This window comes from Dokdonella sp. (genome assembly GCF_035511235.1).
Lineage (GTDB): Bacteria > Pseudomonadota > Gammaproteobacteria > Xanthomonadales > Rhodanobacteraceae > Dokdonella.
This window is the reverse complement of the sequence record NZ_DATKFQ010000035.1, coordinates 20,098-36,552: the sequence shown is the minus strand read 5'-3', so window position 1 is coordinate 36,552 and position 16,455 is coordinate 20,098. Positions and strand designations below refer to the sequence as shown.

Sequence of the window (16,455 nt, the reverse complement as noted above, 5' to 3'; positions counted from 1 at the left end):
CCCATGTCCAGTGCACTGACCCTGGCCCGGCCCTACGCGCGCGCGGCGTTCGAGCTGGCGCGCGACGGCGGCGCCCTCGGCGACTGGGCCCGGCGTCTGGGCTTCGCCGCGCAGGTCGCCGCCGATCCGCGCGTCGCGGCCTTGCTTGGCGATCCGCGCATCGGCGAGGACGACTTCGTCGCGCTGTTCCTGCCCGAGGGCGAGCCGGCCGACTCGGCATTCGCAGCCTTCCTGCGGCTGCTGGTCGAGAACGGCCGCCTGCCGGTGCTGCCGGAGATCGGTGCGCTGTTCGAGGCGCTCAAGCACGAGGCCGAACGCGTGCTCAAGGTGCGCGTGCGCGCCGCGGCGCCGATCGCCGCGGGCGAGGCCGACAAGCTCAAGGACGCGCTCAAGCGCCGCTTCGGCCGCGACATCGAGCTGGAGCAGGCGATCGATCCGGCGATTCTCGGCGGCGCGGTGATCGATGCCGGCGACGTGGTGATCGACGGTTCCGTGCGCGGACGTCTCGCCCGCCTCGAGCAGGCACTGACCCACTAATCGAACTTGCAGGCGGACGACAGCCCGCCCCATACGGAAACGACCATGGCTACCCAGATCAACCCGTCGGAAATCAGCGAGCTCATCAAGAGCCGCATCGAGAAGTTCAAGCTCGGCGCCGAGGCGCGCAACGAAGGCACGCTGACCAGCGTGTCCGACGGCATCGTGCGCGTGCACGGCCTGAACGACGTGATGTCGGGCGAGATGATCGAGCTGCCGGGCAACACGTTCGCGCTGGCGCTGAACCTCGAGCGCGACTCGGTCGGCGCGGTCGTGCTCGGCGACTACGAGCACCTGCGCGAGGGCGACACCGCCAAGACCACCGGCCGCATCCTCGAAGTGCCGGTCGGCCGCGAGCTGCTCGGCCGCGTGGTCGACGCGCTCGGCAACCCGATCGACGGCAAGGGTCCGATCAACGCCACGCAGACCTCGCCGATCGAGAAGGTCGCGCCGGGCGTGATCTGGCGCAAGTCGGTCGACCAGCCGGTGCAGACCGGCTACAAGTCGGTCGACTCGATGATCCCGGTCGGCCGCGGCCAGCGCGAGCTGATCATCGGCGACCGCCAGACCGGCAAGACCGCCCTGGCCGTCGACGCGATCATCAACCAGAAGGGCTCGGGCATCAAATGCATCTACGTCGCGATCGGCCAGAAGCAGAGCTCGATCGCCAACGTCGTGCGCAAGCTCGAGGAGCACGGTGCGCTCGATCACACGATCATCGTCGCCGCCTCGGCGTCCGAGTCGGCCGCGATGCAGTACATCGCGCCGTACTCGGGCTGCGCGATGGGCGAGTACTTCCGTGACATCGGCGAAGACGCACTGATCGTCTACGACGACCTGACCAAGCAGGCCTGGGCCTACCGCCAGATCTCGCTGCTGCTGCGCCGCCCGCCGGGCCGCGAGGCCTATCCGGGCGACGTGTTCTATCTGCACTCGCGTCTGCTCGAGCGCGCCGCGCGCGTCTCGGAGGAGTACGTCGAGAAGCACACCAACGGCGCCGTCAAGGGCCAGACCGGCTCGCTGACCGCGCTGCCGATCATCGAGACCCAGGCCGGCGACGTCTCGGCGTTCGTGCCGACCAACGTGATCTCGATCACCGACGGCCAGATCTTCCTCGAGACCGACCTGTTCAACGCCGGCATCCGTCCGGCCGTGAATGCCGGCGTGTCGGTGTCTCGCGTCGGCGGCGCGGCCCAGACCAAGATCGTCAAGAAGCTGTCCGGCGGCGTGAAGCTGGCGCTCGCGCAGTTCCGCGAGCTGGCCGCGTTCGCGCAGTTCGCCTCGGACCTCGACGCGGCGACCCGCGCCCAGCTCGAGCGCGGCCAGCGCGTGACCGAGCTGATGAAGCAGAAGCAGTACGCGCCGCTGTCGATCGCAGAACTGGCCCTGTCGGTCTATGCGGCCGAGAAGGGCTATCTGGACGATCTGAAGGTTGCCGAGATCCTGCCGTTCGAGAAGGCGCTGCACGCGCACTTCCACGCCAACTACGGCGATCTGATGACCAAGATCGTCCAGACCGGCGACTGGAACGGCGACTTCGAGGCCAGCTTCAAGAAGGGCATCGAAGAGTTCAAGAAGACGGGCAGCTGGTGATCGCGCGCTCGCGCGCGCATCGATCCAACGCACATCGAACGTTCTGAGAGGTAGACGTGGCCGGCGGACGCGAAATCAAAACCAAGATCAAGAGCGTGCAGAACACCCGCAAGGTGACGCGCGCGCTGGAGATGGTCTCGGCCTCGAAGATCCGCAAGGCGCAGGATCTGATGAAGGCTTCGCGCCCGTACGCGCGACTGATGCGGACCCTGGTCGGCCACATCGCCCAGGCCAACGTCGACTACCGCCACCCGTTCATGGTCGAGCGCGGCGAGATCAAGCGGGTCGGCTACATCATCGTCTCGAGCGATCGCGGCCTGGCCGGCGGCCTCAACTCGAACATGTTCCGCCGCGTGCTGGCGGACCTGCGCGAGTGGGAGAGCAAGGGCGTCGCGGTCGATGTCGTGTGCATCGGCAACAAGGCACTGGCGTTCTTCCGCCGGCTCAGGGTCAACATGGTCGGCAGCGTGACGCATCTGGGCGAGAAGCCGCAGATCGCCGATCTGATCGGCGTGATCAAGGTCATGCTCGACGCCTATACCGAGGGCCGGATCGACCGCCTCAACCTGGTCTACAGCAACTTCGTCAACACGATGACGCAGCGCGCGGTGATCGACCAGCTGCTGCCGCTGCCGCCGTCGGACGACCTGACCGCCAAGCATCAGTGGGACTACATCTACGAGCCCGACGCGCCGACCGTGCTCGACCACGTCATGGTCCGCTACGTCGAGTCGCTGGTCTATCAGGCGGTGCTGGAGAACCTCGCCAGCGAGCACGCCGCGCGCATGGTCGCGATGAAGAGCGCCTCGGACAACGCGACCAAGGCGATCGGTTCGCTGACGCTGGTCTACAACAAGGCGCGCCAGGCCGCGATCACCCAGGAAATCTCGGAGATCGTCGGCGGTGCAGCGGCCGTCTGAGTGCGATCGTCGGTGATCGCGAAGATCGAGAAGCGGCCATCCGTGGCCGTGAGCAGTCGGGGCGATCATCCCTGATCGCGAGAGTCAAAAAGCGACCATCCGTGGTCGTGAGCAGTTGGAGCGATCATCCGTGATCGCGAGAATCAAGAAGCGGCCATCCGTGGCCGTGAGCAGTCGGGGCGATCATCCCTGATCGCGAGAGTCAAAAAGTGACCATCCGTGGTCGCACTGTCGGATTGGAGCGACGCCCAGGCGGCGCTCACATGAACCTAGAAGAGTCATTCGGAGCGAAGTCATGAGCCAGGGCAAAGTCGTACAAATCATCGGCGCCGTCATCGACGTCGAATTCCCGCGCGATGCCGTGCCGAAGGTGTACGACGCGCTCAAGGTGGACGGCACGGCGATCACGCTCGAAGTCCAGCAGCAGCTCGGCGACGGCATCGTCCGCACGATCGCGCTGGGTTCGACCGACGGCCTCAAGCGCGGCCTGGTCGCGACCAATACCGGCGAAGGCATCAAGGTGCCGGTCGGCAAGGAGACGCTGGGCCGCATCATGGACGTGCTCGGCAACCCGATCGACGAAGCCGGCCCGATCGGCGAGCAGGAGCAGTGGGTGATCCACCGCCCGGCCCCGTCCTACGCCGAGCAGGCCGCGGCCAACGAACTGCTCGAGACCGGCATCAAGGTCATCGACCTGGTCTGCCCGTTCGCCAAGGGCGGCAAGGTCGGCCTTTTCGGCGGCGCCGGCGTCGGCAAGACCGTCAACATGATGGAGCTGATCAACAACATCGCCAAGCAGCACGCCGGTCTGTCGGTGTTCGCGGGCGTCGGCGAGCGCACCCGCGAAGGCAACGACTTCTACCACGAGATGAAGGACTCCAACGTCCTGGACAAGGTGGCGATGGTCTACGGCCAGATGAACGAGCCGCCGGGCAACCGTCTGCGTGTCGCGCTGACCGGCCTGACGATGGCCGAGTACTTCCGCGACGAGAAGGACGCCTCGGGCAAGGGCAAGGACGTGCTGCTGTTCGTCGACAACATCTACCGCTACACGCTGGCCGGTACCGAGGTGTCCGCGCTGCTCGGCCGCATGCCGTCGGCGGTGGGCTACCAGCCGACGCTGGCCGAGGAAATGGGCGTGCTGCAGGAGCGCATCACCTCGACCAAGACCGGTTCGATCACGTCGATCCAGGCGGTCTACGTGCCGGCCGACGACCTGACCGACCCGTCGCCGGCGACGACGTTCGCGCATCTGGACTCGACGGTGACGCTGTCGCGCAACATCGCCTCGCTCGGCATCTATCCGGCGGTCGATCCGCTCGACTCGACCAGCCGCCAGCTCGACCCCAACGTCATCGGCCACGAGCACTACGACGTCGCGCGCAAGGTGCAGGGCACGCTGCAGCGCTACAAGGAGCTCAAGGACATCATCGCGATCCTTGGCATGGACGAGCTGTCCGAGGAGGACAAGCAGACCGTCTATCGCGCGCGCAAGTGCGAGCGCTTCTTCTCGCAGCCGTTCCACGTCGCCGAGGTGTTCACTGGTTCGCCCGGCAAGTACGTCTCGCTGAAGGAGACGATCCGCGGCTTCAAGATGATCATCGAGGGTGAAGTCGACCATCTGCCGGAGCAGGCGTTCTACATGGTCGGCGGCATCGACGAGGCCATCGCGAAGGCCAACGAGATGGCGAAGAAGGCCGCCTGAGGCGGGGAGGCGACATGAGTACGATTCGCTGCGAAATCGTCAGTGCCGAGAGCGAGATCTTCGCCGGCGATGCGACCCTGGTCGTGGCGTCCGGCGAGATGGGCGAGCTCGGCATCGCGCCGCGGCACGCGCCGTTGATCACGCGTCTGCGCCCGGGCCAGGTCCGGGTGCAGCGCGAGAACGGCGAAGAGCAGTTCTTCTACGTTTCCGGCGGCATCCTCGAGGTGCAGCCGGAACTGGTGACGATCCTGGCCGACACGGCCGCCCGCGCCGCCGACCTCGACGAGGCGGCCGCGCGCAAGGCCAAGGAAGAGGCCGAGCGTGCACTGGCCGACCGCAACGGCGCGATGGAGATCGCCGAGGCGCAGGCTCAGCTCGCGCAGGCGGTGGCCCAGCTGCAGGCGCTCGAACAGCTGCGGCGCAGCCTCAGGCACTGATCGATCACCGACGATGTTCCCTGCGACCACAGGGTGGCAAACGACAACGCCGGCCTCGTGCCGGCGTTGTCGTATCCGCGCAGGCCGGACCGGCCGGCGACGCATCGCCGGCCTGACGCTGCTGCTGGCCTTGGCGGCCTGCCGCAGCGTCCCGACGCAGGCGCCGCCGCCGGCCGGCGAGGTCGACGCGCAGCCGATCGTGGCGGCGTCGGCCGATCGCTACCCGGTCAGCGAGGGCGCCACCTACGCGCAGCCGCAGCCCTCGGCCGAGAACGCTTTGCCGGTCTATCCGGCCGACCTGCTCGCGCAGCGTCTGGCGCTGCGCATCGTGCGCGTCCGGCTGATCGTCGACGCGCAGGGCCGGGTCGCCGAGGTCCGCGCGCTCGATCCGGACGCGGCCGGCGATGCGTTCCTGGACGCCGTGCGCGCCGCCTGTGCGCGCTGGCGCTTCAGCCCGCTGACCGAGACGCGCGCGGTCGAGGAGCGGCGGCGCCTGCCCGACGGCGACGTCGAGATCGAGTACCTGCCCCGGACGCGGGCCCTGCCGTTCCATCTCGACTACCGCTTCGCGTTCCGCCAGGTCGACGGGCGTCCGATCGTCGATGCCGGCACGGCGGCCGGCGCCGATGCACCGGCGGCGCCGGTGCAGCCGGCCGATTTGCGGTAACGTCGCCGATCGCACGCGCCGCGCTCGCCCGGCGCTCCCGTCCCCGAAGGATCCAGCAAAGGCCCGCCATGTCCGAGAACGAAGCCCCGCTGCACGTCGTCATCCTCGCTGCCGGCGAGGGCAAGCGCATGAAATCCGCGCGCGCCAAGGTGCTGATGCCGCTGGCCGGCCGTCCGATGCTGGCGCACGTGCTCGACTCGGCGCGCGCGCTGCAGCCGGCGCGCATCCACGTCGTCTACGGTCACCTCGGCGAGCAGGTGCGCGCGCACACGACCGACCTCGGCGACCTGACCTGGGTCCAGCAGGCCGAGCAGCGCGGCACCGGTCACGCGGTACAGCTGGCGATGCCGGGCGTGCCCGAGGACGCGCGCGTGCTGGTGCTGTACGGCGACGTGCCCCTGATCGGCGTGGACACGCTGCGCAAACTGCTGGCGATCCGCGCGCCGCTGGCGGCGCTGGTGACCCAGCTCGACAATCCGTACGGCTACGGCCGTGTCGTGCGCGACGGCATCGGCCGGGTGCGCGCGATCATCGAGGAAAAGGACTGCACGCCCGACCAGCGCGCGATCACCTGGGTCAACAGCGGCATCCTGGCCGCCGATGCGCGGCGGCTGCGCGTGTGGATCAACAACCTGACCGACGCCAACGCGCAGCGCGAGTACTACCTGACCGACGTCTACGCGCAGGCCAACGACGAGGGCCAGCCGGCCGAGGCGAGCCTGTGCCTGAACCCGCAGGAAGTGTTCGGCGCCAACGATCCGTGGCAGCTGGCGGCGCTGGAGCGGCTCTACCAGCGCCTGCGCGCGACCGATCTGGCCGCGCGCGGCGTGCGCTTCGCCGATCCGGTGCGCTTCGACGTGCGCGGCGACGTGCGTGTCGGCCGCGACGTCGAGATCGACATCGACGTGATCCTCGAAGGACAGGTCGAGCTCGACGACGGCGTGCGCATCGGTCCGTTCTGCCGCATCAAGGATTCGCATCTGGCGGCCGGCACCGAGGTGCGCGCGCATTGCGACCTCGACGGCGTCGTCACGCTGGGGCCGTGCACGATCGGTCCGTTCGCACGCCTGCGCCCGGGCACCGAGCTGGCCGAGGGCGCCCACGTGGGCAACTTCGTCGAGACCAAGAAGGCGCGGATCGGCGCCGGCTCCAAGGCCAATCACCTGACCTATCTCGGCGACGCCGAGGTCGGTGCCGGCGTCAACATCGGCGCCGGCACGATCACCTGCAACTACGACGGCGTCAACAAGTCGACGACGCGGATCGAGGACGGCGCCTTCATCGGTTCGAACACCGCCCTGGTCGCGCCGGTCACGGTCGGCAAGGACGCGACGATCGGCGCCGGATCGGTCATCAGCAAGGAGGCGCCGGCCGGCGCGCTGACGATCGCGCGCGCACGCCAGGCCATCGTGCCGGGCTGGAAGCGGCCCACCAAGAAGCCGGCCTGACGCCCCGCGCTCAGATCACCGTCACCCCGGGCGGCGGATCGATCGGGCCGACCGTCTGCCAGAACCACAGCGCGTCGCCGGCCGGATCGATCACCGAGAACGTGCGATCGCCCCACCACTGCGTCGCCGGCGGTTCGGCGACCGCGACGCCGCGCGCGACGAGTTCGGCGTGATAGGCGTCGACGTCGCCGACCTCGATGTAGATCGACAGCGGGCCCTGCGTCGTGCCGGCCTCTTCGGGACGCGACAGCATCAGCATCGCGCCCTCGCGCTGCACGATCGCGAAGTCGAGCGCGCCGTCCTTGCCGACGATGCCCATCAGCGACTCGAAGCCGAGCGCCTCGAGATAGAACAGGCGCGTCGCGTCGACCGACTCGACGTAGCGCAGCGGCATCACGGAACGGGGGCGCGGATCGGTCACGGCGGTACTCCTGGCGTTGTCGGGACGGCCAGTATCGGCCGATACTGCGCGCGGTTTCATCTACTTTCAGGAGTAGAAAGGTGCCGATCAGACGCGAGGTGCCGGTCACGGGCGAGACGGCTGTCGGCACGGGGCCGTGCGACGACAGCGCCGTGCGTTCCGGAGCCGGGGCATCGATCGTGAGCGGAGCGTCTGTGCCGAGCCGCGGCTCGGCTCGCGGCGCGGTGTCCGGCCGCAATGCGGCGCGCGTCGTCTGGTCCGATTTCGCGCTGCTCGAGGAGGCCGGTCTGGGCAGCTACGAGAAGCGCGCCCTGGTCACGCTGGCCGTGCACGGCGTCGCCGATGCCGCCACGCTGTGCCGCGACGGCGATATCCCGACCTCGAAGATCTACGCGGCGATGGAGACGCTCGGCCGCGACGGCCTGGTCGACATCCGCCGCTCGCGTCCGCGCCTGTACCAGGCGCTGCCGGCCGATCTGCTGGCCGACCGGCTGACCGCCCAGGGCCGCGAGCGCGCCGAGCAGGCGGTGCGGCGCATCGACGGGCTGCGCGACGCGCTGGCGCGCCTGCCGCACCGGCTGGCCGGTGGCGAGCGCCGCGCCGACATGGCGCTCGGCAGCGAGAGTCACGTCAAGCGCCACGTCAGCCGTCTCGCCGCGGCGCGCCGGTGCGTGCTGTCGTACCTGGAGCCGGGCGATCTGCGTGCGATCGAGCAGGTCCGCGAGACCGGCTTCGACGTGCTGCGCCTGATTGCCGGCAGCCGCCGCCGCAGCGGATTCGAGCATCGCGTGATGATCGGCTTCGGCCGTCGCGACGGTGCCGCGGTGCGCCGGTTCCTGAGTACGTTCGCCGATCTGCTGCCCGAGCCCGCCGCCCTGCGCTACTGCGCCGAGATCGGCCATCCGTTCCATCTGATCGACGAGGAGCAGGTGGTGCTGGCGGTCGATCATCCGTTCGCCGGTGACGGCCGCCTGGCTTCGCTGCTGGTGCACGACCAGGATCTCGCCGGCGAGCTCGCCAGCGGCTTCGAGACGCTATGGGCGCGCGCATTGCCGGATCTCGCCCAGATCCGCGCCTGGCCGACGTCGGGCGCACGCGTCGACTGAGCGGGCGTGCTCAGGCCGCCCGGGTCCGCATCGCGCGCCGTTCGCGCACCGCGACGGCCAGCCGCTCGAGCACGCGCACCGACGCATCCCAGCCGAGACAGCCGTCGGTGATGCTCCTGCCGTAGGTCGGCGTGCGGCCGGGGACGAGATCCTCGCGGCCGCCGACCAGGTGGCTCTCGACCATCGCGCCGACGATGCGCGTCTGGCCCGCTTCGATCTGCCGCGCGACCTCGTCGATCACGACCGGCTGCCGGTCCGGATCCTTGCCGCTGTTGGCGTGGCTGGCATCGATCATCAGCCGCGCCGGCAGGCCGGCGCGCTGCAGCAGGTCGGCGGCGGCCTCGACGCTGGCCGCGTCGTAGTTGGGCCGGCGGCCGCCGCGCAGGATCACGTGACAGTCGCGGTTGCCGTGCGTGGTGACGATCGCGCTGCGGCCCTGCTTGGTGACCGACAGGAAATGATGCGGATGCGCGGCCGCGCTGACCGCGTCGACCGCGATCTTGACGTCGCCGTCGGTGCCGTTCTTGAAGCCGACCGGACACGACAGGCCCGAGGCGAGCTCGCGATGGACCTGGCTCTCGGTCGTGCGTGCGCCGATCGCGCCCCAGGCCACCAGGTCGGCCAGGTACTGCGGCGAGATCACGTCGAGAAATTCCACGCCGGTCGGCAGTCCGATGCGGTTGATCTCGCGCAGCAGGCTGCGCGCGATGCGCAGCCCCTTGTTGATGTCGAATCGGCCGTCCAGATCCGGATCGTTGATCAGGCCCTTCCAGCCGATTGTGGTGCGCGGCTTCTCGAAGTAGACGCGCATGACGATCTCCAGTGCGTCGCCGAGCGTCTCGCGCAGCGGACGCAGGCGGCCCGCGTAGTCGAGCGCGGCGTCTGGATCGTGGATCGAGCACGGACCGATCACGACCGCGAGCCGGTCGTCGCGGCCGCCGAGGATCGCGTGCAGCGCGGCGCGGCCGTTGGCCACGGTGGCCGATGCGGCCGCGTCGCACGGCAGTTCGTCGAGCAGGCTCGCCGGCGTCAGCAAGGGGCGTATCGATTGGATACGGAGGTCGTCGGTCTGCGGTGCCATCGGAGTCTCTCGGGAGCGGCGGAAAAGCGGGCAACAAAAAAGCCGCCAGGTTCGCTGGCGGCTTCGGGATGCGTCTTGAGGGGATGCCTCAGGTCGAACGCGCTCCTTCCTCCGCCGGTGGCATCGGAAAGTCGTAATACCAAAAGAAGCCGGTGGCGTTGCGCGTCTGCATGGCGGCCATTGATAGCACGGCTGGCGGGCGGCTGCAAAACCGCGGTGACAGGGGGTGGCGCGGCGGCAGGCGCCGGGCCGCGGATCGTGCGTCCGCTAATCCTCGCGCGTCACGCGCAGCACTTCCTCGGTCGAGGTCAGGCCGGCCAGGCACTTGCGCCAGCCGTCCTCGAGGATCGAGGCGCTGCGGCTGCGCGCATGGCGTTCGATCTCGGCTTCCGACGCGCCCTCGTGGATCAGCCGGCGCAGCGTGTCGTCGACCGGCACCAGCTCGTAGATGCCGGTGCGGCCCTTGTAGCCGGCATGGCGGCTGTCGAGTCCGGCACGCGGGCGATACAGCGTGACGACGCTGTCGGCCGGCTGGCCGAACGCGGCCAGTTCGGCTGGTGTGGCCTGATAGGGTTCGCGTTCGGCCGGATCGAGCGTGCGCACCAGCCGCTGCGCGAGCACCGCGACCAGGCTCGAGGCCAGCAGGAACGGCTCCACGCCCATGTCGCGCAGACGCGCGATCGCGCCGACCGCCGAGTTGGTGTGCAGCGTCGACAGCACCAGATGGCCGGTCAGCGAGGCCTGCACGGCGATCTCGGCGGTCTCCAGGTCGCGGATCTCGCCGACCATGACCACGTCCGGATCCTGGCGCAGGATCGCGCGCAGTCCGCGCGCGAAGGTCATGTCGACGCGCGCATTGACCTGGGTCTGGCCGACGCCGTCGATGTAGTACTCGATCGGGTCCTCGACCGTCATGATGTTGCGCGAAGTGTCGTTGAGCTTGAGCAGCGCGCCGTACAGCGTCGTGGTCTTGCCCGATCCGGTCGGTCCGGTCACCAGCACGATGCCGTGCGGGCGCGCGATCAGATCCTCCAGCTTGCCCCGGCCGGCCTCGTCCATGCCGAGCTGGGCCAGGTCGAGCTTGCCGGCCTGCTTGTCGAGCAGGCGCAGCACGACGCGTTCGCCGCGGCCGGCCGGAATCGTCGATACGCGCACGTCGACCGGGCGGCCGGCGATGCGCAGGCCGATGCGGCCGTCCTGCGGCAGGCGCTTCTCGGCGATGTCCAGCCGCGCCATGACCTTGATGCGGCTGACCACGGCGGCGGCGATCGCCTTCTGCGGCGCCAGCACCTCGCGCAGCACGCCGTCGATGCGGAAGCGCACGACGAGGCGGTTCTCGTACGGCTCGATGTGGATGTCCGAGGCGCCTTCCTTGACCGCCTCGGTCAGCAGCGCGTTGATCAGCCGGATGATCGGCGCGTCGTCGTCGCTCTCGAGCAGATCCTCCGGTTCCGGCAGATCGTCGGCCAGCGCCTTGAGGTCGGCCGTGTCGTCGAGGTCCGAGACCATCGTGCGCGCGTCGTCGCCCTGCTCGTAGAGCGTGCGCAGCAGCCGCTCGAACGCGTCGGGTGCATGCGTGGTCAGCTTCAGCGGTACGCCGAGGTGGCGGCGCAGCTCGGCGAGCACCTCGGCGCGCACGCCGGGGCGGCAGGCGATCTCGGCGACGCCCTCGTTCCAGCCGGCCAGCGTCGCGCCGTGGCGGCGCGCGTAGCCGAAGCCCGGCCGCGCCGGCGGCGCCGGATTCACCGGCGCTCTCCGCGCGGCGCCGGCGGTACCGGCTCCAGCGCCGGCGTCTGCAGGAAGTCGTGCACTTCCGGCAGCAGCGGGCGGCGCTCGCGCGGCGTCAGCGCCTGGCGGTCGCTGCGCATCTGCAGCTGCTCGGTGCGCATGTAGTTGTACTTCTCGCTCGACACCGACGCCTCGACCGCCGCGTCACGCAGGATCTGCGGGCGCAGGAACACCATCAGGTCGCGCTTGTCGCTGCGGTTGGAGCGATAGCGGAACAGGTTGCCGATCAGCGGGATGTCGCCCAGCGCCGGCACCTTCGAGGTCGAGTCGGTGACGTTGTTGTCGATCAGGCCGCCGAGCACCAGCATCGAGCGGTCCTCGATCAGCGCGGTCGTGGTCAGTTCGCGCTTGTTGGTGATCAGGTCGACCGCGCCGGAGACCGGCTGCGCGAGCGAGGAGACCTCCTGGTGGATGTTGAGCCGCACCGAATTGCCTTCGTTGATCTGCGGCGTCACCTTGAGCACGATGCCCACGTCCTTGCGCTCGATCGTCTGGAACGGATTGGTCGGCAGGTTGGCGCCGCCGGTGGTCGAGGTGTTGGTGTACTGGCCGGTCAGGAACGGGACTTCCTGGGCGACCTTGATCTCGGCCTCCTCGTTGTCGAGGGTGAGGATCGACGGCGTCGACAGGATGTTGTTCTTGCCGTCGCCGCGCAGCGCGCGCACCAGCGCGCCGAGATTGAGGATCTCCTCGCCGCCGAGGCTGATCGTGCCGTCGACGTAGCCGAGCGAGAGGCCGCCCGCGCCGGCGAGACCGAGCGGATTGGTCGCCAGTCCGATCAGGCTCGAGGTGCCGTTGGGGCCGCCGAAGTTGGTGCCGCCGATCACGCCCTGGCCAATCGAGCCGTCGTCGCGCTGCGGCGCGGTGAACCACTGCACGCCCATTTCGCTGGCGGTCGAGTCGGCGACCTCGGCGATGACCGCCTCGATCAGCACCTGCGCACGGCGCACGTCGAGCTGGCGCACGACCGAGGCCAGCGAGCGGAAGATCGCCGGCGGTGCGCTGATCACAAGCGCATTGGTCTGGTCGTGCGCCTGGATCGTCGCCGGCGATGCGCCGGCGCCGAACGAGCCGGCCTCGCCCTCGCGCGGCTGCGGCGGGGCGACGCCGCTCAGCGTTGCGGCGACCTTCTCGAGAATCGGCACCAGGTCTTTGGCGGTCGCATAGCGCAGATAGACCACCTGGGTATCGCCGCCGCTCTCGATCGGCGTGTCCAGATGCGCGATCAGCGCGCGCAGGCGCAGCCGCGTGCTCTTGGCGCCGGACAGCAGCACCGAGTTGGTGCGCGTGTCGGCGAATACGCGCGCGGCATCGCCGTTGGCCTGCGCGTTCTTGTCGTCGGCGAGCAGGGTCAGCGTGCGTGCCAGCTCCGAGGCATTGGCGTGGCCGAGCGGGATGACCTCGACCTCGGCGTCGGACACCGTGTCGATGCGCTGCACCAGCGCGACCAGCCGCTGCACGTTGCCGGCGCGGTCGGACACCACCAGCGCATTGGACGAGGCATGCGGGATCACCTGGGCGCCCGGCGACATCAGCGGCTTGAGCACGCCGCTGAGCTCGTTGGCCGAGACGTGGCGGACCGGCACCACCTGGGTGACCAGCTCGTCGGCGCTGCCGCTGCGCGTCGCCGCCGGCGTGGCGTCCTGCTGCGCCATCGCTTCGGGCAGGATCTTGACCATGCTGCCGGCCGGCAGCGCCGCATAGCCGTGCACGCGCAGCACCGAGAGGAACACGTCGTAGATCTCGTCGGGCCGCATCGGCTGGGCCGAGACCACGTTGACCTTGCCCTGCACGTTCGGCCCGATGATGAAGTTCTTGCCGGTGATCTCCGACACCGTCGCGATCAGCGCCTGGATGTCGGCATCGCGCAGGTTCAGCGTGTGCCGGCCGTCGGCGGTGGTCGTATGCCCCGGCGGCGGCGCGGCGGCCGCCGGCGCCGCGGGCGGGTTCTGGGCGGCGGCAGCGGCGGCGATCGCGGCGGCGGCGAGAAGAAGCGGACGAAGGCGCGCGGCGCGGATCATCGCGGAAGACTCATGGTCGGGATCATTGCAGGCTCAGGTTGAGTTCGACCGGCTGGCCGTTGCGCAGCACGCGGGCACGGATGCTGCCGCCGCTCTGGAGGGTGGCGAGCAGTTGCGGGCTCGGCGTCGCCGAGCCGACCGCCACGCCGTTGATCGCGGTGACGACGTCGCCCGGCTGCAGCCCGTAGCGGGCCAGCAATGCCGGATCGAGGCCGGCGACCTGCACGCCGACGACGCGGCCGTTCTCGCGAACCGGCTGCAGATGGCCGGCGAGATCGGCGCCACCCTTGAGCTGGGTCATCGCCTGCTGCCAGTCGACCGCCCCGTGCGCCATCTGCGGCGGCGTGAACGTCGCCGCGGCGGCCGGCGGATCGGCCGGGAACGCGGGCCGCCGCTCGCCGCCGCGCACCGTGGCCGGTGTCGGCTTGACGATGTCGGCCGGCGCCAGCGGCGCCTCGCGCGGCAGCCGCAGCGTCTCCTCGGCACCGTCGTGCAGCAGGATCACGTAGTCGGCGTGGACCGACTGCAGGCGCACGCCCGGCGCGATCTCGCTGCCGGCGCGCCAGGCGCGTTCGCCGCCCTGGCCGTCGCCGATGACGGCGACGCCGGCGCGCGGATCGGCGTCGGCGAGCGTGCCGCGCAGCGTCAGCGCCAGCGTCGTGGCCGGCGCGATGCGGCCGTCCGGCCGCATCCGCTCGTGCGTACCGAAGACGTGCCACTGCGCGATCGAGACCGGCGCCGCCGGCGCGGCCGCGCTGCTGGCGACCGGCGCGTCGGGCGCCGGCGGCGGTCCGGCCAGCAGCAGCCAGACCAGACGTGCCAGCAGCCACAGCGCGACTGCCGCCAGGATCAGGCAGGCCGCGGCGGCGCCGAGCCCGGCGTAGCGCTCGCGATCGACGCTGGACATCGGTCCGACCATCCCCTGAAACCCGCCCCGGCGACAAAGACGCCCAAGCGTAGCAAAGCCGCGGCACGGCCGCTGCGCCCGGCGCCGGGACCTCGTGTCTGATCGCGGCGGGGTTTCGCGTATCCGAGGGCGAAGGGGTCAGTACCGCCGCGCTCGTTCTCCCCTGGACGGCAGGCGGCTCGTCTTTGGAAGTGCAGGAGCCCACGCAATGAACATCGCCTCAGATTCGACGCGTTCCGGTCCGGCGCGGTCCGGCCGCCGCATCCTCGTCCTCGCCGGCTGGATGCTCGCGCTCGCGGCCGGCGCCGCCGTCGCCCAGCCCAAGCCGCTCGACGCCCCGGCGTTCGAGCCGGAGCAGCCGGCCGGTGCCAACGACTTCGTCTACGATCCTTCGTTCGGCGTCGGCGGCATCTCGGTCGACCGCTTCGCCGGCACGTCCAATGCCGCCTACGAAGGCCAGAAGCTGCTGCGCCTGTCCAATGGCGACGTCGTCGTCGCCGGCATGATCCCGGCCGGATCGGGCGATCAGCAGCTCGGCATCGTCCGCTACAGCCCGTCCGGCCGCCGCGTGACCTGGCCGGCCATCAGCGCGCCCTTCGGCCACAACGCGAACCAGTACATCGTCTATCCGAACGGTGCGGCCAACTCGCCGAAGGTCACCAACGTCGCCGCGATCGCGCAGCGCAACGGCATCATCTACGTGCTGGTCGACGACAAGTACGTCGACGGCCTCGAGAAGTACCGGCCGGCGGTGATCGCGTTCGCCGACACCGGCCGCTTCGTCGGCTGGTGGTTCATCCATCCGGACAACGACGTCTACAACAATGCGCGCGACATGGCGATCTCCGGCACCAGGCTGACCCTGCTCGGCGGCAACTCGGCCGGCGGCTGGTGGACCAAGTTCTGGACCGCGCGCTTCAACATCAACAGTGACGGCACGCTGAGCTTCAACTCGACCTTCGGCGGCAACGGCGCGCCGGTGTTCACGCTGCCGACCGCCGCTGGTGGCTGCTCGGCGGCGCAGATCGGCGGCTTCTGCCCGATCACCGGCATCGCGCTCGACTACGCCAAGAGCCTGACGGTGCAGATCTCGCCGAAGTTCTACGTGTCCTTCACGAAGAAGTACAACAACAGCGGCGATCACGATCCGTGCGTGGCGCGCTTCAACGACAACGGCACGCTCGACACCAGCTTCGGCACCAACGGCATCACCTGCGTCCCGTTCGACAACGGCGGCAACAGCGAGGACCGCGCGGTCGCGATGCAGACCGACTACCACCTGACCGGCACGTTTCCCAATGTCGGCTCGGCCGAGGACGTCTACCTTGTCGCCAGCGTGGCGCGCCAGTTCAGCAACGGCGTCGGCGTGGCCCGTTTGAACGCGAGCGGCGGCCTCAACAGCGAGTTCGGCTCCGGCGGCAAGATCGTGTTCGGCGGCTGCGGCGCCGGCTGCACGGTCAATCTCGGTCCGACGATTCCGCGCGCGATCACGCGCAGCGGCGCCAACCTCGGCATCGCCGGCTACTGGGATCCGGACCTGGTCGACGATCCGCAGCTGGCCGTCGTCAACGCGCTGAGCGGCAGCTTCCTGTCGTTCCGGGTCATGGGCATTGCCTCGGGCGATGCGATCTTCGGCGACATCGTGGCCGGCCCCAACGGCGGCTTCGTGACCGCCGGCTGGGCCAAGGACGACACGGTCGGCACCTGGCAGAAGATGTACTTCACGTCGCGGATCGCGCCCGAGGGCTTCGTCGACGACACGATCTTCCGCTACGGACACGAGTAGGCCTGCATGCCCGATCGGCGACATCGTTCGGGCGCCGG

Annotated in this window: 14 protein-coding genes; 9 read left to right on the top strand and 5 right to left on the bottom strand. The window is 69.8% G+C overall.

Features of this window, described 5'->3' with window-relative positions; genetic code table 11:
* Window positions 1–3 precede the first annotated feature (3 nt).
* From VMR06_RS14440 to glmU, 7 genes are all read left to right on the top strand, one after another.
* On the top strand, window positions 4–537 hold the full coding sequence (locus VMR06_RS14440) for a F0F1 ATP synthase subunit delta (RefSeq protein WP_325377508.1): 534 nt from the start codon (window positions 4–6) through the stop codon (window positions 535–537).
* Between the two features lie 45 nt (window positions 538–582).
* The gene (gene atpA / locus VMR06_RS14435) at window positions 583–2,130 is read left to right on the top strand and encodes a F0F1 ATP synthase subunit alpha (RefSeq protein WP_325377506.1); all 1,548 of its coding nucleotides are present in this window, start codon (window positions 583–585) and stop codon (window positions 2,128–2,130) included.
* Window positions 2,131–2,186: 56 nt separating this feature from the next.
* On the top strand, window positions 2,187–3,050 hold the full coding sequence (atpG, locus tag VMR06_RS14430) for a F0F1 ATP synthase subunit gamma (protein WP_325377504.1): 864 nt from the start codon (window positions 2,187–2,189) through the stop codon (window positions 3,048–3,050).
* Between the two features lie 295 nt (window positions 3,051–3,345).
* Window positions 3,346–4,755: a F0F1 ATP synthase subunit beta gene (gene atpD / locus VMR06_RS14425; RefSeq protein WP_325377502.1), complete on the top strand. Its 1,410-nt coding sequence runs from the start codon at window positions 3,346–3,348 to the stop codon at window positions 4,753–4,755.
* Window positions 4,756–4,769: 14 nt separating this feature from the next.
* Window positions 4,770–5,192 (top strand): F0F1 ATP synthase subunit epsilon, encoded by a 423-nt coding sequence (locus VMR06_RS14420; protein ID WP_325377500.1) that lies wholly within the window; start codon window positions 4,770–4,772, stop codon window positions 5,190–5,192.
* Window positions 5,193–5,322: 130 nt separating this feature from the next.
* Window positions 5,323–5,859: a hypothetical protein gene (locus tag VMR06_RS14415; RefSeq protein ID WP_325377498.1), complete on the top strand. Its 537-nt coding sequence runs from the start codon at window positions 5,323–5,325 to the stop codon at window positions 5,857–5,859.
* Between the two features lie 68 nt (window positions 5,860–5,927).
* A complete protein-coding gene (gene glmU / locus VMR06_RS14410) occupies window positions 5,928–7,307 on the top strand; it encodes a bifunctional UDP-N-acetylglucosamine diphosphorylase/glucosamine-1-phosphate N-acetyltransferase GlmU (protein ID WP_325377496.1) in 1,380 nt (459 codons plus the stop codon).
* Between the two features lie 10 nt (window positions 7,308–7,317).
* Here the strand turns inward: glmU and VMR06_RS14405 are convergent, their stop codons facing one another.
* On the bottom strand, window positions 7,318–7,728 hold the full coding sequence (locus VMR06_RS14405) for a VOC family protein (protein WP_325377495.1): 411 nt from the start codon (window positions 7,726–7,728) through the stop codon (window positions 7,318–7,320).
* A gap of 179 nt (window positions 7,729–7,907) precedes the next feature.
* On the opposite strand from VMR06_RS14405, the gene VMR06_RS14400 reads away from it, so the two are divergent.
* On the top strand, window positions 7,908–8,834 hold the full coding sequence (locus tag VMR06_RS14400; RefSeq protein ID WP_325377493.1) for a TrmB family transcriptional regulator: 927 nt from the start codon (window positions 7,908–7,910) through the stop codon (window positions 8,832–8,834).
* Window positions 8,835–8,844: 10 nt separating this feature from the next.
* Here the strand turns inward: VMR06_RS14400 and VMR06_RS14395 are convergent, their stop codons facing one another.
* From VMR06_RS14395 to VMR06_RS14380, 4 genes are all read right to left on the bottom strand, one after another.
* Complete coding sequence (locus tag VMR06_RS14395) at window positions 8,845–9,915, bottom strand: 3-deoxy-7-phosphoheptulonate synthase (RefSeq protein ID WP_325377491.1); 1,071 nt, start codon at window positions 9,913–9,915, stop codon at window positions 8,845–8,847.
* A 267-nt stretch (window positions 9,916–10,182) separates the two neighbouring features.
* Window positions 10,183–11,661, bottom strand: a complete 1,479-nt coding sequence (gene gspE, locus VMR06_RS14390; protein WP_325377489.1) for a type II secretion system ATPase GspE — start codon at window positions 11,659–11,661, stop codon at window positions 10,183–10,185.
* The gene (gene gspD, locus VMR06_RS14385) at window positions 11,658–13,724 is read right to left on the bottom strand and encodes a type II secretion system secretin GspD (protein WP_325377487.1); all 2,067 of its coding nucleotides are present in this window, start codon (window positions 13,722–13,724) and stop codon (window positions 11,658–11,660) included. The genes gspE and gspD overlap by 4 nt, the downstream gene beginning before the upstream one ends.
* A 22-nt stretch (window positions 13,725–13,746) precedes the next feature.
* Window positions 13,747–14,631, bottom strand: a complete 885-nt coding sequence (locus VMR06_RS14380) for a type II secretion system protein N (protein ID WP_325377485.1) — start codon at window positions 14,629–14,631, stop codon at window positions 13,747–13,749.
* 208 nt (window positions 14,632–14,839) lie between these two features.
* Here VMR06_RS14380 and VMR06_RS14375 point away from each other — a divergent pair, with 208 nt between their 5' ends.
* On the top strand, window positions 14,840–16,417 hold the full coding sequence (locus tag VMR06_RS14375; RefSeq protein ID WP_325377483.1) for a hypothetical protein: 1,578 nt from the start codon (window positions 14,840–14,842) through the stop codon (window positions 16,415–16,417).
* Window positions 16,418–16,455: the final 38 nt, after the last annotated feature.